The organism is Lysobacter dokdonensis DS-58, assembly GCF_000770795.1.
GTDB classification, from domain to species: Bacteria; Pseudomonadota; Gammaproteobacteria; order Xanthomonadales; family Xanthomonadaceae; genus Noviluteimonas; species Noviluteimonas dokdonensis.
This window is the reverse complement of the sequence record NZ_JRKJ01000005.1, coordinates 107,095-123,246: the sequence shown is the minus strand read 5'-3', so window position 1 is coordinate 123,246 and position 16,152 is coordinate 107,095. Positions and strand designations below refer to the sequence as shown.

Here is a 16,152-nt window from a genome sequence, read left to right as displayed (position 1 = left end):
CTTCACAGGTCGTCATCCCGGCCCCCATTCGATTGGATGGCGTCCGTCCAGTGCGATGCGCCGCCCGTGAATCGGCAGCAGTCCAATTCGTCGTTCATGTGGATGAGCCCGGTCGGCCCGTTGCGCTGAATCGCAAGGTCCAGGCGCAGGCCCTTGGGCGCGTTCTTGTCGTAGTAGCTCGGGCGATGCAGGAGGAACATCGCGTCCAAGTCCTGCTCAATCGCACCGGAGTCGCGCGCATCGGACGGGCGCGGCGGGCGCACCTGCATGCCGTTCTCGCTGCCACGGTTCAACTGGAAGACCAGCAGGACCGGGATGCGCAGTTCCTTGGCGATGATCTTGATGCGCCGCGTGCAATGGGCCACCGACAGGTCGTGCCGGTCCATCTTCGGCATCCGCAGCAAACCGAGGTAGTCGATGCACAACAGGTCCAGCTCGCCGCCTGCGTGCATCTGGCGGGCTTGGGATTCGATCTGCTCGATGGTCACGTCGGTGCGGTCGCTGATCCGCAGCGGGGCTTCGCGCAACGTCTTGATCGCGACGTTCAGCCGCGTCATCGCTTCCGGCTCATCGTCCAGCAGCGTCGGGCGTTGCAGCAGGACCGAGCGCGTCCCCGACATGGCCGAGGCCATGCGCTGCATCAATTCCTCGTCGCTCATTTCCAGCGACCACGCAGCGACGTTGCGCGGCTTGCGGATCGGCAGGCCGTCGTTATCCACGGGCGGACAGGCGATGTTCGCGCAGACGTTCATCGCCAGGATCGTCTTGCCCATCTTGGCGCGCGCACCGATGCCGTAGACGCGCCCGGCTTGCAGGCCGCCCGTCATTTCGTCCACCAGCGGGATGCCCGTCTGGATGCCGCTCAGTGCGTCACCGGACTCATAGCGGGCCATGACGCCCGCCCACATGCGGTTCAGTGCGTCCCGCGCCGGAACCGCGCTCGCAGGCTGCGACAGCAGGAGGGCCGTCAGCTGCGCCTGCACCGTCGCCACGTCGCCGGTCTTTGCCCCATCCGCGCAGATGGCCCGCACGCGACGGCCCACCGCATCGGACTTCACGCGCTCGGCATGGTCGCGGATCGCCACCGCGCTGCCCGTGGCCGAGGCAATCGCGATCACGTCGGCGGAGCTGCACACGCCCTGACGCTCGGCCTCGTCCGCGACGATGAAGAAGTCCCACGCGGCCGACGACTGCGCCACCTCGCCGCAGATGCGGTACAGGTCGGCCAGCGTGCGGCTCGGGAAGTCTTCCGCGCTCAGGATCGGCGCAACGCGCCAGTAGGCATCGCGCCCGGCCAGCAGGATGCCGCCCACGACGTTTTCGGCTGCGACGCTCATGCGGCGCTCCGGTCGTGGTAGCGGCCTTCGATGACCTTGGCGAAGTTCTGCGGCTTCACCAGCCAGTCGAGGCCAGGCAGGAACGGGCGGCCGTCCCGATCCGTGCGCCGTCCCGTCAGGAACTCGGAGGCCGCGACGTGCGTAAACAGGCGTCGCCAGTAGTCGAGGCTCTGGCGCTTCTTATCCTCGCGCCACCTCGCACGCAGGTTGTCTGCGCGCGTGCCGTCCCACGACTTGATCTGCGGGTTGGTGGGGAGAAGCTCGTGGTACAGAGCCACGATTTCAGCGTGCGGACACGGCGGGTTGCCGGGAGGCAACAAACAACCCGAAGGGTTGTTCTTATCTTCTGGTAACTGTGACTGTGACTGTCCAGACGTTCCGCAGGCGTTTGCCAGGCGTTTTGCCAGTTGTTCGCGCCAATCGTTCGGGCGCAAATCGGTGGTGTCCTGCCCCTTAGCGGAGTTGCACTGACGGCACAGCGGCTGCAGGTTTTCGATGCCATCGGAGCCGCCCATGTAGATCGGCACGATGTGGTCTTTGCAGTAGGCGTCAGCACCGCAGCGCAGGCAATGGCGTCCGCACAGCTCGACCAACGCCTGCCATTCCGCTGGCGTGTGGGTGGCAAGACGCCTTGCATTTGCCAGGCGTTCGGAACGCTTCTCCGCATACATCGCGTCGCGTTCCCTTTGATTCTGCGGGGGTTTTCCCCACTTCGACGCAGCGCCACCGGAGCCAGACTTGCTACGCGCCTCGCTGATTTCAACGGCCCGCGCTCGCTCGGTCGTCACGCGTTCGTGGGTGATGTATTCATCCGCGACTTGGAAGAACTGGAGGATGGTCGAGCGGTGGGCGCGCCACCGAGCTTTGGGAAGCCGGGTGATTGCCGCCAGGCCTTCGTCGTTATTCGCCACGCGACCGTTGCCCTTCCAGCACGCCATTAGCAACAGCAGATATGCGCCGTGCTGCTCCGTGGACAGGTGCATGGTGGCCCCGAGGTAGGCCCCCACGTACAGCGGCATCCACGTATCTGCCTTCTTGTCGCCCACGCCCCACCCCCTGCTTAGATCAACCCGCCCCGCCCGCCCTGTGCATCCGCCAACCGCTGTCTGTCCTCTGCCCGCGTTCGTTCGTCTATCGGCCCGAACGCTGCCTGCCGCCATCGCGCGACCTTCTCGCGACGTTTGGTCTGCTCCGATAGCGGGAGTGCGCGCCGACGCAACAGGCGCCAGAGAAAGAAGTTCTTCACCGCCACCACTCCTTCCGATCCCCAATGGTTCCGATGGCGTCCACGACTTCACCGAGGGTGAAGGGGTGGGCGAACGCCCACTTGGCGAAGGCGCGTTCGCGGGCTTCGTGGCCGAAGTCGTCCGCCTGGATCGCCGCATTGCGCAGGTCGTCAGCGACTTGGAAGCACATGGCGCGGCGGGTGATGGCGTTGTATTGACGCCAGAAGTCGTCGGGTGTCATTTCGTCTCTCCGGTTGCCTTGGCGATGGCGGCGAGCCGCGTGCGCGACATGGAGCGAACGTGCAACAGAGCTTCGTCGTAGCGGCCCGCTTCGATGCACTCGGCGACCAGCGCCATTTGCCCATTTGCAAACTTGAGTTCGGCCAGCAAGTCCGGCGCGGCGGCGATCAGGCGGGCGTCGGCTGCACACAACGTCTGCACGTTGCTCAAGCGATACCAAACCCCCGATTTGTCATCGAATCGGCAGTCGTAGACCACCCACGGCCCCGGCGTGTGCCCCTTCACTGGAACACCGCCTTGGATTCATCCATCGCATCCAGCATCGCGAGCTGGCCTGCTTCGTCCGACACGGCACGTTCGATGGGGTTGGGTTTGGGGTGCAGGACGAAGGCGGACAGGTCCGGCAGGGGTTCGGCGGTGGTGGTCATGCGTTGTCTCCGGTTGCCCTCTCAATGGCGACGTGCAGGCGGTCGTGGAGATCGCCGCCGTCGGGGATGACTGAGACGCGGCCGATGCACTCCCGAACAAGAGCCAGCAGGGCGTCGTAGTCGTCAGCGAGAACCAGTGCGTAAGTGCCCGGCTCTGTGGGCGCACGCGGCGAGCGCCATGCGTGCTTCTCATCCATCCACGCAACGATGTTCATTTCTTCTTGCCTCCAAACACGGGCGTTCCAAACAGCGCAGCGGCAACAAGGCCGACGACGATGTAGAGGACGGCGAGGATTCCGAGGACGATGGCGAGCGTGGTCATGCCGCGCTCCTCCGCTCGAACTGCTGGCGGATGGCGGCCACGGCTTCGCGCGCCTTGTCGTGCGCGGTCTGCTTGCCGGTCATTTCGCGGAGCTGGCGCTGGCGCTCGTGGAACTGCTCGACGAGCTCGCAGCCCGTCGCGAGCGAAAATTTGCGAATGCGGGTTTGCGGGAATCGCTTGCCGCTGCTCTCGCTGGCGATCTCGCTGAGGAAGCTGCTCGACTTCCAGCCGCACAACTTCGCGACCGTGGACTGGCCGATTCCGAAATCCGCCGCGAACTCAAGACACCAGCGGACTGCCTCTGCCTCGGTCTTGCACGCGGTCACGATGGCGTCCGGTGCTTGGATCGGGGCCTCTGCAAACGGGCTAACACCTTGAAGCGGAAGCTGTTTCACCGTGGATCTCCTGTAGTCGCCGGGCTTCGCGTTTTTTCGCTGCCCTTCGCAAACCCCTTTGCTTAAAAAAGGGGCGTCCCAAACGGAACGCCCGCCATGCCCCGCTCAACCTTTCTTGTTGTCCCGCCTCTGACGCCCAGCGTTGTTGTTGTCGAGATCGACTTCCCAAACATCGGGACGCAGCGTTTCTTTCGGGACGCGCAGTCCGAGCTGGGCCGTCGCGGCGTCGATGCGCTTGGCCATGTCGGGGCTGACTTGCTTGAACCCCTTGGCGACGAGGTAGAGGTACTTCGACTCGGGGGCCTGGCCGAGCGCGACGGCGAGTTGCCGCCTACGGGCCAGATCGGCGTTGAACTCTTGGAGCGTGGTCGTTTCCATGGGTGAATGCTACCACGCGGGTAGACAAACGGGCGACCGTCTGTCGCCTCGCGCGGTAGCCTCAGCGGCTACTCCGGGGGACTACCATCCCGGTATGACTTCCCCCGCCATCACAAATCCCACCGCCCTCACGCGACGCCGGAACCTTGAGCGACTCATCGCCGAGTACCGGACGGCTGCGGACCTCGCGCGCGCGACCGGAAAAGACCGCCGACAGGTGTCCGCATGGATCACGGGGACCAAGAATATTTCTGACACGAGTGCGCGCGAACTCGAACGCGAAACGCGCAAACCCGATGGCTGGATGGATCGTGAACCATCCACGACTTCACATCGAAATCACAAGGAAACGCGGATAGCGTCGCATCCCCAGAGACTTGACCTAGACAAGATGCGTGACGCGATGGAGCTGGCCCGGTTGCTTGCCGAACTCAGAGATGAACCTGAAATGGCATCTGACCCCATGTACATCGCCTATGCGTATGAAGTCCTAGTGGAGATCGACACTCCACTGGGGGCATCTAACGTGATAGATGTCACCAAACGTCTAGCGGCAAGGGTCAAAGGGGGGATAGATGCCACACCGGAAAGCGGCGCGCCTGCGAGAGATCGCGGCGCTCATGTCGGCAAGGATTGACGAAGTTCGCGGGCAGAAGTCCGCCTCAGTGAGTTCGCAAAAGGCAGCGTTCCGGCTCGTCGCCGACGAACTGCCGTTGACCGTCTGGACCTCCGGTCCTGACGGCATCCCGACGTACCACAACCGCCACTGGCACGAGACGTTCGGCCAGAACGCGGACTACGCCGAGATTTGCCACCCCGACGACATGGACGGCGTGGCGAAGTCGTGGGAGGCGTGTCTGCGCAGCGGCCTGCCCTACAAGTACATCGCCAGGTTCCGCCTGCCCGATGGCACGTATCGCGCGCTGATGACGCACGCGCATCCGTTCTACGCGGACGACGGTTCCATCGCGTACTGGGTCGGCTCCTCGACCGAATTACCGGACGCCAAAACGCACCACCTTCGGCTAATTGCCTGAACCGTTCAGCCCTCACAACTAGAGGGCTTTTTGTCGCCCGCCGTGTCTACCCGCCCGACGAGCGGTAGTAGACAAACGCTACCGGATAGGTAGACTACACCCATCGAAGTCCGCACCCCAAGCGGACCGGAGATTGGAGAAATGGACGCGACCTACACCTGCGAGTCCTACTGCGTGATCGACACCGGCGAGACGGGCTGGTGCGTCAAGTGCGGCGACGACACCGTTTGTGACGTGTATTTCGGCGGCGAGGACATGGCGCGCCGGATCGCGGACCAGCTCAACGAGACGGAGGCCCGCTAATGCCTCCGCACATCGCTCCCGAAGTTTCCGATTTCGGCGCATACGAACCCCGCCACGACCTCCCTGCCCTTGTGTGCTGGGTTGTGGTGTGCGCTGTGATGGGGTTCTGCGTGTGGAAGGTGATCGCATGAACACCGACTGGCTCGTCGAGCTGCGCGTCCGCATCGACCAGACGCCGCGCTGGCGCGATATCGAACTGACGCACGGGGAGGCCCGCGCGATTGCCGATCTTCTTCGCCTCCTGAGCGACCGTGAGGAGCAGTTGGCCGAATGCTTCCGTGTGGCTGGCGGCGATACGGACGGCGACAACTATGCGCCGCGCCTTGCTGATCGTGCTGTGCAGGCCGTCAGTGACCTTCGCCGCGATTACGACGAAGCGTGCGGCGAATTGGACACGCTGCCATGACGGCCTTCAACGACGAATCCCTGTTCGCATGGGTCTATGCCTTGACGCGCGTTGAGCCTGGCGACTTCGCGACGGCCCACCCCGAACGCCCCGAACACATCCTCGCGCGCAACCACGCCTGCACGCCCCCGGAAGTTTGGCACACGAATTACGGAGTCGAGCTGTGAGAGAGCAAATCAACCCCGCGTTCTGGATTGAGGCGATCCGCATCGCCATGCACACCACCGATTGCGCGGTCAAGCAACAAACGCTTGCCAACGCCGCCGACAAATTGGAGGCGTACATCGACGGGCTGCGATCAGATTATTTTGCGCTCGCAGACGCTTACGTGGAGCGCAAGCCATGACCCGCTTTGGCTGCCACGACCACATCAACCCCGCGCTGATGGATGGCGTGATGTACGACGCAGAACTCCACGAGCGCTGGTTGTTCGACGGCCCCGATGCGCGCCTCGCGGACTTCGCGCGCTACCGCCTCCCCGATTCCCTGCTCGCGAAGATGGCCCGCGCCTACTTCCAGCACGCCGCAAACGACAAGGCCGAAATCCTGGCGGACTCCCGCGAGGACTTCGAAGACGACCTGAAAACCGGAGCAGACGCATGAGCCGCGAAAACTACCTTGCCGCCGCGAACGAACTGGGGCTGGCGGACGATCCACTGATCCGCGACGTGATGAACCTGCTGTACGCCAGCGACAAGGCGTACCACGCGCAAGTGAGCGAGCAAATCGCGCTGTGCGAGCGGGTGGGCGCGCAGTTGGACAGCGTGCGGGGGTTGGTGCCCGTGATCGAGGAGTTGCCGCGATGAGCAAGCACACGCCGGGGCCGTGGGAAGTGGACGCCTACGGCGACGTGATCGCAAACGGTGAAGACGTCGCGCGCCTCGCGAGCGAATGCCAGTACCAAGTGGGCGACGCCCTTTTGATTGCGGCCGCGCCGGAACTGCTCGCGCTCGTCCGCGAATGCATCGGTCGCGTCTCGGTCATCCCTGACGGCGGCGACCTGCACGACCGTCTGCACAGCGCCATCGCCAAGGCGACCGGAGAGCCCGTATGAGTGGATTCATCGAACTGACGGACAAGGTTGCGGAGCTGGTCCTCGCCGCGCTCGTGTGGGTAGTCGCCATCGTTCTTTCGTTCGGCGCGCTCTACGGGTTGGCGTCGGTCGTCATGTGGTTCGCCACCGGCATGGAGGTCGCATGACCTTCCTCGCCTACCACGCCATCGCCCTGATTGCCCTCCTGTGGGTGATCGCGGGGTTCTGCATGGACTTCATCGAAAACGACAAGGAGTTCCGCGAATGAACTACTTCACCGCACTCGTCGCGAACGGCACGAAGCCGGAACACGCCGCCGTCCTTGTGCAGATGGACGAACTGGCGCGGTTCGCGAACCGGGAGCATCCGAGTTATGGGCGCATGTACGAGGCCGAGCAGATCGCAGACGCCGCGCCTACCACCGATTTCTACGAGCGAGACTGAACATGAGCGTTCTCACCAAGCTGACCCAAGCCCGCCTGGAATTGGCGAAGCGGGATCTGAAGAAGACCGGCGAAAACAAGTTCGCGGGCTACAAGTATTTCGAGCTGGGCGACTTCCTGCCGACCGCGCAGGCGATTTTCGCCGAGCTGAAGTTGTGCGGCATCGTGTCGTTCACGGCGGACATCGCCACGCTGACGATCACGGACACCGAAGACAACACGTCCGTGCAGATCACTTCGCCGATGGGCAGCGCGGCCCTCAAGGGTTGCCACGAGGTGCAGAACATCGGCGCGGTCGAAACCTACCAGCGCCGCTACTTGTGGGTGACCGCATTCGAGATCGTCGAACACGACGCGCTCGACGCAACCACCGGCAAGGAAAAGCCCGCCGCCAACGACACCCGCAATTCGGGCCGCCCGACCTCGGGCGCATGGGAAGCCATGAACGAGGAAGACCAGGCGTACCTGCTGAAGATCGCCGCGCAAGTGTCCGCGCGCGTAGCGGCAGACCCCGCCGACGCCCACGACTACCTCACCTCGCAAAACCTCGACGCGGACGCCAAGGCGGCGCTGTGGACGAGGCTCGATTCAAAGACGCGCGCCGCGCTGAAGAAGGCGCACACGACCGCTCAATCCCAACAGAAGGCAGCCTAAATGAGCAACGACACCAAATTCATCGAAGGCCTGATCGCGAAGGCCCCGCACGAAAAAGCGCCGGAGTACGTCAAGGCGAAGCTGTCCATCAAGCGCGAAGAACTGATCGCGTGGCTGCAATCGCAGACGGGCGAGTGGATCAACGCAGACGTGAAGGTTTCGCAGCAGGGCAAGTGGTACGTGCAGGTGGATCAGTGGAGGGCGGACGGAAAGCACCAGGAGAGCAAGCCGATTCCGTTGCGCGAGACCCCGCGCGACGAGCATTTCGACGACTTCCCGCCGTTCTAACCGCAGTCCGCACTCAAGGAGAGGAACGTGAGCGAGAAGTATTCCGTGATGTGCCCGATGTGCGGCGCGATTGACCATCTCAGCGCCGAGCGCGTGCCGGACCACATTCGCCAGTTCGTCAACGAGGCTGGTGAGACCGTGACCGAAGACTGGCCCGCTGTCATCGACTACGAGTGCCGCAATTGCGGAACGCACTTCACGATGCCGGAAAACCAAGAAGACTTCCGCTAACTGGCGCACTCAAGGAGAGGAACGTGATCGAGAAGATTGACGTGCTGGCGGTGTTGCGCGACCTGAAAATGGACGCGCTCTGTCCGCTGCCGAATTGCGCGGCTTGCGCGAAGCAGAACGAAGCGGTCACAGCCATCGCCGAACTGCTCGCGGCGGATCGGGAGTACGACGCGGCGCACTTCGCATGGGATGCCGTGCCCGCGCGTCTGCCCGACGACAGCGGCTACGACTACGACAGCCCGAAGTGGCACCGACTGACCGCCGCAAACGAACGCCGAGCCGAAGCCCTCGCGGCCTTCGCCTAGCCGGCGCACTCAAGGAGAGGATGGGAATGAGCGGCACGCACAAGATCGAACTGAGCGAAGAACGCCTCGCCGAACTGTTGCAGGAAGCTGGCGCACACGCGGCGGTCGCCATGCTCGCCGCCGCCCCCGCAGCTGGTGCCGCCAAGGGCGAGGAGGCCCCGCCCGCCGTGGGGGCGCTGGTGGATGACGCGATGGTCGAGCGTGCGATGGATGGCATGTTCGGCAGCGTCGATTACCAGCCCGGTTATGGCGGGTATGTCGGAAAGGACGCAATGCGCGCCGCCCTAACCGCCGCCCTGTCCGCCGCACCGCAGGCTGAGGGGAGGGGGTGGTTGCCGATTGAGAGTGCGCCGAAGTCAGTGGCCGATGGTTCGCGCGTTGGCGGAATCTACCTGCTTGGCTTCGTGCCGGAAGATGACGTGGAAGACCCCTGCGTCATGATCGACGTGGTTTGGTGGGAGCCGCTGTTGCCGAACAATGCAGGCGGGCGCGGCAAGTGGGTCCGCAGTGCGAACGGAACCGACGTGGAATGCAAGCCGACCCACTGGCAACCGCTCCCCACCCCACCCGCAAGCACGAAGGGAGAGGCGTGATGGCCGAGCTGCGCGAATGCGAGCATGAATGGCAGCCCGACGCTGACGTGGCTGGCGCGATCTATTGCCCGAAGTGCGACGTGACGCGAAAGGAGAGAACGCCTCGCAAGGAGCGAGAGCTGAGCTGGTGGGAATGGCCAATCACGAAAGGCAAAGAGGGGGCCGGTCCGCTATGAGCAACTTCCAGTCTGGCGGGGATAACGCGCAGGGAGGGAAGAATGGCTAACCAATCAATTCTGGATCAGGCCGCCGAAGTGCGAGAGAAGGCGCGCAGGGTGAAGCAACTTTGCGACGACATGCGGCACGCAGGGAAGCCGTGGGTGAGCGCCGAGATTGCGCACGAGGAGGCGCAGGAGATCGCGCGAACCGGCCTGCGGCAGGCGTGGGTGATGCTCGACCGCATCGAAGGGTTCCTCGTCGAAGTGCGCGACCACAAGCCGGAGCCCACCCCATGATGGAAATAAACTTCCAGTCTTGCCGGGATAACGCGCAGGGGGCGGGATGAGCGCGGCGGAGCGGTTGCCAGTGCCAGACTGGATGACCGAGCCCGAGGCGGCCGACTATTGCCGCTGCTCGAAGTGGGCATTCAGGAAGATGCGCCTTCCGGCCTCCAACTCCGGTGGCCGCAAGGTCTATCATCGCGCCACCTTGGATGCCTGCCTCCTGTCCCGACCGTGGCAACCCTCTACAAGCGCGGCGACGCCTACTACCTCAACTGGCGGAAGGACGGCACGCAGCTTCGCCGGTCTCTCGGAAAGATTGACCGACGCGAGGCTGAGGCCATACGCGCCGAGAAAGAAGCAGAACTCGCTGGGCTGATCCTCCCGCGTTCGGGGCGCACCGTGGCCGTGATCCTCCAGGATTACCTCGACTGGTCCAAGCAGGCCCGCCCCGACTCATTCAAGGGCACCAACGCGGCATTGCGCCCGCTGATTGCCTCCTTCGGCGGATACCCTGCCGAGGAGCTGGACGCCGCCCTCGTCGAACGCTGGGCCGCGCAGAGCGCGAACGCCGCTGCGACGGTGGTCAAGTCGCTGAAGATGGCCCGCGCTGCGTACAGGCGCGCACAGCGTCTCAGACTGGTGGCCGATAGCCCGTTCGCACGCGTGGAGTTGCCGAAGGTGGTGACGAGCCGCGCGCCGCCCTACTTCACCCGCAAGGAACTGGATGACTTGTTCAAGGCCGAACGCGGGGCGATCTGGCAGTTCATGGCGAACACGGGCCTGCGAAGATCCGAGATGGCGAAGGCCACGCGCGAGGACGTGCGTGACGGAAAGCTGTTCGTGGAGAGTTTGCCGACCGGCCGAACGAAGTCGGGCAAGTGGCGTTGGGTGCCCCTCAACAAAGAGGCAAAGGACGCTCTGAAACGGCTAGGGCCGGACAGGCTGGTGGATTGTCACAAGGACACGCTCAACGACTGGTTCACCGAAGACAAGGGAACGAAGGTCAAGCGCGGAACGCCGCATTGGCTCCGGCATTCGTTCTGCACGTACCTGGCGCAGGCGGGAGTCAGCCTGCACGACATCAAGGAGCTGGCGGGGCACAGCTCCATCACGATGACCGAGAAGTATTCACACCACGCACCCGGCGCAGGACAGGCGGCTATTGGTAAACTGAACCTGACGGGTGTAAGCTCAAAAAAAGCACAAGCCCGCACGTAAGTTATTGAGGCCCCGTAGCTCAGTTGGATAGAGCGGTCCCCTCCTAAGGGACAGGTCGCACGTTCGAATCGTGTCGGGGCCGTTCCCCCAATCGGAGTCGCAGATGCATCCTGTCCTCAAAGCGCTCGGCCTCAACGAGACCGAATCCGGCACCTATCTCGGTAACGGCGAATGGTCGAAGACCACCGACGCCGGTGTGATCGAACCCGTCAGCCCCACCGATGGGAGCGTGCTCGCCAAGGTGCACGCCTCCTCGCAGGCCGACTACGACCTGATCGTCGAACGCGCGCAGCAGGCCTTCAAGGTGTGGCGCACCACGCCGGCCCCGCGCCGCGGCGAAGCGATCCGCCTGTGCGCCGAAGCGCTGCGCGCCAACAAGGACGCGCTGGGTTCGCTCGTCGCGCTGGAGATGGGCAAGTCGAAGCCCGAAGGCGACGGCGAAGTGCAGGAGATGATCGACATCGGCGAATTCGCCGTCGGCCTCTCGCGCCAGCTGTACGGCCTGACGATGCATTCCGAACGCCCCGGCCACCGCATGTACGAGCAGTGGCATCCCATCGGCATCGTCGGGATCATCAGCGCGTTCAACTTCCCGGTCGCCGTGTGGGCCTGGAACAGCTTCATCGCAGCGGTGTGCGGCGACATCTCGATCTGGAAGCCCTCGCCGAAGACCCCGCTCTCGGCGATCGCCTCGATGAAGATCTGCAATGCCGCGCTCAAGCAGGCCGGCTTCCCCGACATCTTCTTCCTGTTCAACGACGCGGGCAGCGACCTGGCCTCGTCGTTCGTCGACGACAAGCGCATCCCGCTGATCTCCTTCACCGGTTCGACGAAGGTCGGCCGCATGGTCGGCGAGCGCGTCGCGCAGCGCATGGGCCGCTCCCTGCTGGAATTGGGCGGCAACAACGCGATCATCGTCGACAAGTCGGCGGACCTGAAGCTCGCGATCCCCGCCATCGTGTTCGGCGCGGTCGGCACCGCGGGCCAGCGTTGCACGACGACGCGCCGCCTGATCGTTCATGAATCCATCCACGACGATGTCCTGTCGAAGCTCATCACCGCGTACAAGCAGGTGGAGAAGAAGATCGGCGATCCGACCGATCCGGCCAACCTGATGGGACCGCTGAACAGCCGCGATGCCGTCGAGGCCTACCTCGATTCCATCGGCAAGGCGAAGGCCGCCGGCGGCAAGGTCGAAACGGGCGGCGCCGCCATCGAAGGCAAGGGGAACTTCGTGCTGCCGACGATCATCACGGGCCTGACCAACGACACGCCGATCGTGCAGCACGAGACCTTCGCGCCGATCCTGTACGTCATGAAGTTCAGCGGGCTCGATGAAGCCATCGCGATGCAGAACGCCGTGCCGCAGGGCCTGTCGTCCTCGATTTTCACCCAGGACCTCAAGGCTGCCGAAGCGTTCCTCGCCGCGTCCGGTTCCGATTGCGGCATCGCGAACGTCAACATCGGCACCTCGGGTGCGGAGATCGGCGGCGCGTTCGGCGGCGAGAAGGAAACCGGCGGCGGCCGCGAATCGGGTTCGGACGCATGGCGTGCGTACATGCGCCGCCAGACGAACACGATCAACTACTCCGACGCGCTGCCGCTGGCGCAAGGCATCAAGTTCGACCTGTGACGAAGGCGCCCTGACACGGATGTACGGACTCGCTCGCCCCTTCCTGTTCGGCCTCGATGCCGAGCGCGCGCACGACGTGACGCTCGCCGCGCTCGAAACCGCGTACCGCAGCGGCGTGAACCCGCTCGTGGCGCGCACGCCCAAGCCGCTGCCGACGAAGGTCTTCGGCCTGCAGTTCCCCAATCCCGTCGGCCTGGCCGCGGGATTGGACAAGAACGGCACGCACATCGACGCGCTGATGGCGCTGGGGTTCGGCTTCGTCGAGATCGGCACCACCACGCCGCGCGCGCAGGAAGGCAACCCGAAGCCGCGCATGTTCCGGATCCCGGAGCATCGCGCGGTGATCAACCGCCTGGGGTTCAACAACGCGGGCGTCGATGCGCTGGTGCGCAACGTCGAGCGCGCCAAGCGGCGCGGCGTGCTCGGCATCAACATCGGCAAGAACAAGGACACGCCGAACGAATCGGCCGAGTCCGATTATCTGTTCTGCCTGGAACGCGTGTATCCGCTGGCCGACTACGTGACGGTCAACATTTCCTCGCCCAATACCGCGGGGCTGCGCGAACTGCAGGAAGAACAGCAGCTGCGCCGCCTTGTCGGCACCTTGCGCGAAGCGCAGGAGCGCCTGGCCGCGCAGCATGGCCGGCGCGTGCCGATGCTGGTGAAGATCGCGCCGGACCTGTCGGACGACGACATCGACGCCGCAGGCCGCGTGCTCAGTGACCTGGAAGTCGATGGCGTCATCGCGACCAACACCACCGTCGGCCGCTTCGGGCTCGAAGGCGCGCGCCACGCGAGCGAAGCCGGCGGGCTGTCGGGCGAACCGCTGATGGGCAAGTCGACGCTCGTCCTGCGCCGCCTCCGCACGCGCTTGCCGGAACACATCCCGATGATCGGCGTGGGCGGCGTACTCACCGGCGCCGATGCCGCCGCGAAGGCGGCCGCGGGCGCCTCGCTCGTGCAGATGTATACAGGCCTGGTGTATCGCGGGCCGGCGTTGATCGGCGAGTGCGTGGATGCGATGCGCCGCCGCAAGGAAGCGCCGAGCCGCGGGAACCTGCCGCCGCATGCCTGACTTCGCGTCGTCGCAGTACCGCATCGTCGAGAACGCGAAGCTCGATGCACGCAACACCTTCGGCGTGGCCGCGCGCGCGCCGATGCTGGTCGAAGTGGCGCACACCGACGCCCTGCCCGAGCTGTTCGGCTACGCGATGCTGCGCGAGGGCCCGGTGCTCGTGCTCGGCGGCGGCAGCAATGTGTTGCTCGCCGGCGATCCGCAAGGCGTCGTGCTCGCGCTGACCGCGCAGTCGATCGCGCTCGTCGAGGACGATGGCGACACGGCCATCGTGCGCGCCGATGCCGGCGTCGAATGGCATGCGCTCGTGTTGTGGACGTTGGGGCACGGGCTCGCGGGGTTGGAAAACCTCGCGCTGATTCCCGGCACGGTCGGTGCGGCTCCCATCCAGAACATCGGCGCCTACGGCGTGGAAGTGCGCGACTCGATCCATGCCGTGCATGCGTTCGACCGCACGACGCGCACCATGACCTCGCTCACGCCTGCGCAGTGCGCCTTCGCGTACCGTGACAGCGTGTTCAAGCACGATCCCGACCGCTACGTGGTCACCGCCGTCGAATTCCGCCTTTCTCGCGCCACGCGCGTGCGGATCGACTACGCGGGCGTCGGCGACGAACTCGCCGCGATGGGCATCGACACCCCGCGCGCCTCGCAGGTCGCCGAAGCGGTCTGCCGCATCCGCCGCCGCAAGTTGCCGGATCCGGCGGTGATCGGGAACGCGGGGAGCTTCTTCAAGAATCCGATCGTGCCGTACGCGCAGGCCGAAGCATTGGTCGCGGCGCACGCGCATGCGCCGGTGTTCCGCGGGGCGGATGACGACACGCGCAAGCTGTCGGCCGCGTGGCTGATCGACCAGTGCGGGTGGAAAGGATTCCGCGAAGGCGATGCGGGCGTCGCGCCGTCGCATGCACTGGTGCTCGTGAACCACGGGCGGGCGACGGGCGCGGAATTGTTGTCGCTGGCCCGGCGCATCGCGGCGAGCGTGCACGAACGCTTCGGCGTGGCCATCGAACCCGAGCCGCGCATCGTCGGCGGCAGCTGGTGACCGCACAGGCCGACCACGGCGCGCGGTACTGGAAGGCGGCGATGCTGATGCTCGGCAGCGCCTTGTTCTTCGGCTTGATGGCGGTGGCGATCCGCCTGGCGTCGAAGACGCTGCACACCTTCGAGATCGCCTTCTTCCGCAACTTCTTCGGGTTGCTCGCGGCCACGCCGCTGCTGATGCGCCACGGCACGCAGATCCTGCGCACCACGCAATTCCCCCGCTACATCGTCCGCTGCGTCATCGGCGTGCTCGGCATGTTCGCGGGCTTCTGGGCGATCGGACATTTGCCGCTCGCGCAGGCGGTCTCGCTGAGTTATTCGACGCCCCTGTTCGTGACCATCGCCGCCGTGTGGATGCTCGGCGAACACGTCCGCGCGCGACGCTGGGCCGCCGTCTTCGTCGGATTCATCGGCGTGCTGATCATCGTCCGCCCCGGCAGCGCGAACTTCTCCATCGGCACGCTCGTCGCCCTGAGCGCCGCGGTGCTGAGCGCGCTGGTCGCGATCCAGATCAAGCAACTCTCGCGCACCGAACCGGCCGACCGCATCGTGCTCTACACGACGATGCTGTGGGTGCCGATGTCGCTGCTGCCGGCGCTGTTCGTGTGGGAATGGCCGCAAGGCATCACGTGGCTGTGGGTCGCCGCCGCCGGCGTGCTCGGCACCACCGCGCACCTGTTGTGGACCCGCGCCCTGAAACTCGGCGACGTCAGCGCCCTGACCCCCATCAGCTTCATGCAATTGCCGGTGGTCGCCGTCGCCGGCTGGCTGCTCTTCGACGAAACCCTGGACCGCTGGACCGTCCTGGGTGCCGCGATCATCTTCACCGCGAACGCGTACATCGCCCACCGCGAAGCGACGTTGCTGCGCAAGCATGCGACGACGGCGCCGACGGAAGCGGCGCAGCCGAACGAGTAAGCAAGTCGCGCCACAAATAAAAAGGCCGATGCTTTCGCATCGGCCTTTTTACTTGAGTGGCGCGCCCGGAGAGATTCGAACTCCCGACCACCAAGTTCGTAGCCTGGTGCTCTATCCAGCTGAGCTACGGGCGCAGAAGCGGAATTATGAAGAACGTCTCTGCATTTCGTCAACGAATTTTTTGCGTTCGTTGAAGTGTGTT

At 64.9% G+C, this 16,152-nt stretch carries 31 protein-coding genes and 2 tRNA genes; 24 read left to right on the top strand and 9 right to left on the bottom strand.

Annotation, left to right across the window (positions count from 1 at the left end; genetic code table 11):
• Positions 1-2: 2 nt before the first annotated feature.
• The 8 genes from LF41_RS05080 to LF41_RS05040 all read right to left on the bottom strand — a co-directional run bounded on the left by LF41_RS05080 (position 3) and on the right by LF41_RS05040 (position 4,326).
• Positions 3-1,337 carry a replicative DNA helicase gene (locus LF41_RS05080; RefSeq protein WP_036166787.1) on the bottom strand — a complete coding sequence of 445 codons (1,335 nt, stop codon included), beginning with the start codon at positions 1,335-1,337 and terminating at the stop codon, positions 3-5.
• Entirely contained in the window at positions 1,334-2,383 is a 1,050-nt protein-coding gene (locus tag LF41_RS16050) for a DUF1376 domain-containing protein (protein WP_052116151.1), read from the bottom strand. Before LF41_RS16050 ends, LF41_RS05080 begins: the two co-directional genes overlap by 4 nt.
• 196 nt (positions 2,384-2,579) lie before the next feature.
• Positions 2,580-2,804, bottom strand: a complete 225-nt coding sequence (locus tag LF41_RS16910; RefSeq protein ID WP_036166781.1) for a hypothetical protein — start codon at positions 2,802-2,804, stop codon at positions 2,580-2,582.
• Positions 2,801-3,088, bottom strand: a complete 288-nt coding sequence (locus LF41_RS05055) for a hypothetical protein (protein ID WP_036166778.1) — start codon at positions 3,086-3,088, stop codon at positions 2,801-2,803. Before LF41_RS05055 ends, LF41_RS16910 begins: the two co-directional genes overlap by 4 nt.
• Positions 3,085-3,231: a hypothetical protein gene (locus tag LF41_RS16905; protein ID WP_161786922.1), complete on the bottom strand. Its 147-nt coding sequence runs from the start codon at positions 3,229-3,231 to the stop codon at positions 3,085-3,087. The genes LF41_RS05055 and LF41_RS16905 overlap by 4 nt, the downstream gene beginning before the upstream one ends.
• Positions 3,228-3,446 carry a hypothetical protein gene (locus LF41_RS05050; RefSeq protein ID WP_036166777.1) on the bottom strand — a complete coding sequence of 73 codons (219 nt, stop codon included), beginning with the start codon at positions 3,444-3,446 and terminating at the stop codon, positions 3,228-3,230. Before LF41_RS05050 ends, LF41_RS16905 begins: the two co-directional genes overlap by 4 nt.
• 103 nt (positions 3,447-3,549) lie before the next feature.
• On the bottom strand, positions 3,550-3,948 hold the full coding sequence (locus LF41_RS05045) for a hypothetical protein (RefSeq protein ID WP_036166775.1): 399 nt from the start codon (positions 3,946-3,948) through the stop codon (positions 3,550-3,552).
• Between the two features lie 105 nt (positions 3,949-4,053).
• Positions 4,054-4,326, bottom strand: coding sequence for a hypothetical protein (locus tag LF41_RS05040; RefSeq protein ID WP_036166773.1), 273 nt, complete (start codon positions 4,324-4,326; stop codon positions 4,054-4,056).
• A gap of 94 nt (positions 4,327-4,420) precedes the next feature.
• Here LF41_RS05040 and LF41_RS16670 point away from each other — a divergent pair, with 94 nt between their 5' ends.
• The 24 genes from LF41_RS16670 (at position 4,421) to LF41_RS04945 (ending at position 15,950) form a co-directional block, all read left to right on the top strand.
• Positions 4,421-4,963 carry a helix-turn-helix domain-containing protein gene (locus LF41_RS16670; protein ID WP_152599890.1) on the top strand — a complete coding sequence of 181 codons (543 nt, stop codon included), beginning with the start codon at positions 4,421-4,423 and terminating at the stop codon, positions 4,961-4,963.
• A gap of 28 nt (positions 4,964-4,991) precedes the next feature.
• On the top strand, positions 4,992-5,363 hold the full coding sequence (locus LF41_RS05035; protein ID WP_036166770.1) for a PAS domain-containing protein: 372 nt from the start codon (positions 4,992-4,994) through the stop codon (positions 5,361-5,363).
• Positions 5,364-5,504: 141 nt separating this feature from the next.
• Complete coding sequence (locus LF41_RS16900; protein ID WP_161786921.1) at positions 5,505-5,666, top strand: hypothetical protein; 162 nt, start codon at positions 5,505-5,507, stop codon at positions 5,664-5,666.
• Positions 5,667-5,793: 127 nt separating this feature from the next.
• On the top strand, positions 5,794-6,072 hold the full coding sequence (locus tag LF41_RS05030; RefSeq protein ID WP_036166768.1) for a hypothetical protein: 279 nt from the start codon (positions 5,794-5,796) through the stop codon (positions 6,070-6,072).
• The gene (locus LF41_RS16895; protein WP_161786920.1) at positions 6,069-6,239 is read left to right on the top strand and encodes a hypothetical protein; all 171 of its coding nucleotides are present in this window, start codon (positions 6,069-6,071) and stop codon (positions 6,237-6,239) included. Before LF41_RS05030 ends, LF41_RS16895 begins: the two co-directional genes overlap by 4 nt.
• Positions 6,236-6,418: a hypothetical protein gene (locus LF41_RS05025; RefSeq protein WP_036166766.1), complete on the top strand. Its 183-nt coding sequence runs from the start codon at positions 6,236-6,238 to the stop codon at positions 6,416-6,418. The genes LF41_RS16895 and LF41_RS05025 overlap by 4 nt, the downstream gene beginning before the upstream one ends.
• Positions 6,415-6,675, top strand: a complete 261-nt coding sequence (locus LF41_RS05020) for a hypothetical protein (RefSeq protein WP_036166763.1) — start codon at positions 6,415-6,417, stop codon at positions 6,673-6,675. The genes LF41_RS05025 and LF41_RS05020 overlap by 4 nt, the downstream gene beginning before the upstream one ends.
• Positions 6,672-6,878 carry a hypothetical protein gene (locus LF41_RS05015; RefSeq protein ID WP_036166760.1) on the top strand — a complete coding sequence of 69 codons (207 nt, stop codon included), beginning with the start codon at positions 6,672-6,674 and terminating at the stop codon, positions 6,876-6,878. Before LF41_RS05020 ends, LF41_RS05015 begins: the two co-directional genes overlap by 4 nt.
• A complete protein-coding gene (locus LF41_RS05010) occupies positions 6,875-7,126 on the top strand; it encodes a hypothetical protein (RefSeq protein WP_036166757.1) in 252 nt (83 codons plus the stop codon). The genes LF41_RS05015 and LF41_RS05010 overlap by 4 nt, the downstream gene beginning before the upstream one ends.
• Positions 7,123-7,272, top strand: coding sequence for a hypothetical protein (locus tag LF41_RS16890; RefSeq protein ID WP_161786919.1), 150 nt, complete (start codon positions 7,123-7,125; stop codon positions 7,270-7,272). The genes LF41_RS05010 and LF41_RS16890 overlap by 4 nt, the downstream gene beginning before the upstream one ends.
• Before the next feature lie 97 nt (positions 7,273-7,369).
• The gene (locus LF41_RS05005) at positions 7,370-7,549 is read left to right on the top strand and encodes a hypothetical protein (protein WP_036166754.1); all 180 of its coding nucleotides are present in this window, start codon (positions 7,370-7,372) and stop codon (positions 7,547-7,549) included.
• 2 nt (positions 7,550-7,551) lie between these two features.
• Positions 7,552-8,202: an ERF family protein gene (locus LF41_RS16045; RefSeq protein ID WP_052116150.1), complete on the top strand. Its 651-nt coding sequence runs from the start codon at positions 7,552-7,554 to the stop codon at positions 8,200-8,202.
• Entirely contained in the window at positions 8,203-8,490 is a 288-nt protein-coding gene (locus LF41_RS04995; RefSeq protein ID WP_036166752.1) for a hypothetical protein, read from the top strand.
• Between the two features lie 27 nt (positions 8,491-8,517).
• Positions 8,518-8,721, top strand: a complete 204-nt coding sequence (locus LF41_RS04990) for a hypothetical protein (protein WP_152599889.1) — start codon at positions 8,518-8,520, stop codon at positions 8,719-8,721.
• A 23-nt stretch (positions 8,722-8,744) separates the two neighbouring features.
• A complete protein-coding gene (locus LF41_RS16885; RefSeq protein WP_036166748.1) occupies positions 8,745-9,026 on the top strand; it encodes a hypothetical protein in 282 nt (93 codons plus the stop codon).
• A gap of 26 nt (positions 9,027-9,052) precedes the next feature.
• Positions 9,053-9,619 carry a DUF551 domain-containing protein gene (locus LF41_RS04980; protein ID WP_161786918.1) on the top strand — a complete coding sequence of 189 codons (567 nt, stop codon included), beginning with the start codon at positions 9,053-9,055 and terminating at the stop codon, positions 9,617-9,619.
• The gene (locus tag LF41_RS16880; RefSeq protein ID WP_161786917.1) at positions 9,619-9,795 is read left to right on the top strand and encodes a hypothetical protein; all 177 of its coding nucleotides are present in this window, start codon (positions 9,619-9,621) and stop codon (positions 9,793-9,795) included. Before LF41_RS04980 ends, LF41_RS16880 begins: the two co-directional genes overlap by 1 nt.
• 144 nt (positions 9,796-9,939) lie before the next feature.
• Positions 9,940-10,074 carry a hypothetical protein gene (locus tag LF41_RS17260; RefSeq protein ID WP_272913775.1) on the top strand — a complete coding sequence of 45 codons (135 nt, stop codon included), beginning with the start codon at positions 9,940-9,942 and terminating at the stop codon, positions 10,072-10,074.
• Positions 10,075-10,293: 219 nt separating this feature from the next.
• Positions 10,294-11,280 carry a tyrosine-type recombinase/integrase gene (locus LF41_RS17190; protein ID WP_052116149.1) on the top strand — a complete coding sequence of 329 codons (987 nt, stop codon included), beginning with the start codon at positions 10,294-10,296 and terminating at the stop codon, positions 11,278-11,280.
• A gap of 8 nt (positions 11,281-11,288) precedes the next feature.
• Positions 11,289-11,362, top strand: a tRNA-Arg gene (locus LF41_RS04965).
• Positions 11,363-11,383: 21 nt separating this feature from the next.
• A complete protein-coding gene (amaB, locus tag LF41_RS04960; RefSeq protein WP_036166742.1) occupies positions 11,384-12,913 on the top strand; it encodes an L-piperidine-6-carboxylate dehydrogenase in 1,530 nt (509 codons plus the stop codon).
• Positions 12,914-12,932: 19 nt separating this feature from the next.
• Positions 12,933-13,988: a quinone-dependent dihydroorotate dehydrogenase gene (locus LF41_RS04955; protein ID WP_036166739.1), complete on the top strand. Its 1,056-nt coding sequence runs from the start codon at positions 12,933-12,935 to the stop codon at positions 13,986-13,988.
• Positions 13,981-15,033, top strand: coding sequence for a UDP-N-acetylmuramate dehydrogenase (gene murB / locus LF41_RS04950; RefSeq protein WP_036166736.1), 1,053 nt, complete (start codon positions 13,981-13,983; stop codon positions 15,031-15,033). Before LF41_RS04955 ends, murB begins: the two co-directional genes overlap by 8 nt.
• A 41-nt stretch (positions 15,034-15,074) precedes the next feature.
• A complete protein-coding gene (locus LF41_RS04945; RefSeq protein ID WP_036167062.1) occupies positions 15,075-15,950 on the top strand; it encodes a DMT family transporter in 876 nt (291 codons plus the stop codon).
• A gap of 57 nt (positions 15,951-16,007) precedes the next feature.
• Here LF41_RS04945 and LF41_RS04940 read toward each other — a convergent pair.
• Positions 16,008-16,084, bottom strand: a tRNA-Arg gene (locus LF41_RS04940).
• Between the last annotated feature and the right edge of the window lie 68 nt (positions 16,085-16,152).

What these genes read in the sequence shown, in the direction of transcription:
- amaB (WP_036166742.1), top strand. Translation starts at nt 11,384, where the DNA reads ATGCATCCTGTCCTCAAAGCGCTCGGCCTCAACGAGACCGAATCCGGC.
- LF41_RS05030 (WP_036166768.1), top strand. Translation starts at nt 5,794, where the DNA reads ATGAACACCGACTGGCTCGTCGAGCTGCGCGTCCGCATCGACCAGACG.
- LF41_RS05015 (WP_036166760.1), top strand. Translation starts at nt 6,672, where the DNA reads ATGAGCCGCGAAAACTACCTTGCCGCCGCGAACGAACTGGGGCTGGCG.
- LF41_RS04945 (WP_036167062.1), top strand. Translation starts at nt 15,075, where the DNA reads ATGCTGATGCTCGGCAGCGCCTTGTTCTTCGGCTTGATGGCGGTGGCG.
- LF41_RS16045 (WP_052116150.1), top strand. Translation starts at nt 7,552, where the DNA reads ATGAGCGTTCTCACCAAGCTGACCCAAGCCCGCCTGGAATTGGCGAAG.
- LF41_RS16890 (WP_161786919.1), top strand. Translation starts at nt 7,123, where the DNA reads ATGAGTGGATTCATCGAACTGACGGACAAGGTTGCGGAGCTGGTCCTC.
- LF41_RS05040 (WP_036166773.1), bottom strand. Translation starts at nt 4,326, where the DNA reads ATGGAAACGACCACGCTCCAAGAGTTCAACGCCGATCTGGCCCGTAGG.
- LF41_RS04955 (WP_036166739.1), top strand. Translation starts at nt 12,933, where the DNA reads ATGTACGGACTCGCTCGCCCCTTCCTGTTCGGCCTCGATGCCGAGCGC.
- LF41_RS04980 (WP_161786918.1), top strand. Translation starts at nt 9,053, where the DNA reads ATGAGCGGCACGCACAAGATCGAACTGAGCGAAGAACGCCTCGCCGAA.
- LF41_RS05010 (WP_036166757.1), top strand. Translation starts at nt 6,875, where the DNA reads ATGAGCAAGCACACGCCGGGGCCGTGGGAAGTGGACGCCTACGGCGAC.
- LF41_RS05050 (WP_036166777.1), bottom strand. Translation starts at nt 3,446, where the DNA reads ATGAACATCGTTGCGTGGATGGATGAGAAGCACGCATGGCGCTCGCCG.
- LF41_RS05005 (WP_036166754.1), top strand. Translation starts at nt 7,370, where the DNA reads ATGAACTACTTCACCGCACTCGTCGCGAACGGCACGAAGCCGGAACAC.
- LF41_RS16895 (WP_161786920.1), top strand. Translation starts at nt 6,069, where the DNA reads ATGACGGCCTTCAACGACGAATCCCTGTTCGCATGGGTCTATGCCTTG.
- murB (WP_036166736.1), top strand. Translation starts at nt 13,981, where the DNA reads ATGCCTGACTTCGCGTCGTCGCAGTACCGCATCGTCGAGAACGCGAAG.
- LF41_RS16670 (WP_152599890.1), top strand. Translation starts at nt 4,421, where the DNA reads ATGACTTCCCCCGCCATCACAAATCCCACCGCCCTCACGCGACGCCGG.
- LF41_RS16910 (WP_036166781.1), bottom strand. Translation starts at nt 2,804, where the DNA reads ATGACACCCGACGACTTCTGGCGTCAATACAACGCCATCACCCGCCGC.
- LF41_RS05020 (WP_036166763.1), top strand. Translation starts at nt 6,415, where the DNA reads ATGACCCGCTTTGGCTGCCACGACCACATCAACCCCGCGCTGATGGAT.
- LF41_RS16905 (WP_161786922.1), bottom strand. Translation starts at nt 3,231, where the DNA reads ATGACCACCACCGCCGAACCCCTGCCGGACCTGTCCGCCTTCGTCCTG.
- LF41_RS05080 (WP_036166787.1), bottom strand. Translation starts at nt 1,337, where the DNA reads ATGAGCGTCGCAGCCGAAAACGTCGTGGGCGGCATCCTGCTGGCCGGG.
- LF41_RS16900 (WP_161786921.1), top strand. Translation starts at nt 5,505, where the DNA reads ATGGACGCGACCTACACCTGCGAGTCCTACTGCGTGATCGACACCGGC.
- LF41_RS04995 (WP_036166752.1), top strand. Translation starts at nt 8,203, where the DNA reads ATGAGCAACGACACCAAATTCATCGAAGGCCTGATCGCGAAGGCCCCG.
- LF41_RS16880 (WP_161786917.1), top strand. Translation starts at nt 9,619, where the DNA reads ATGGCCGAGCTGCGCGAATGCGAGCATGAATGGCAGCCCGACGCTGAC.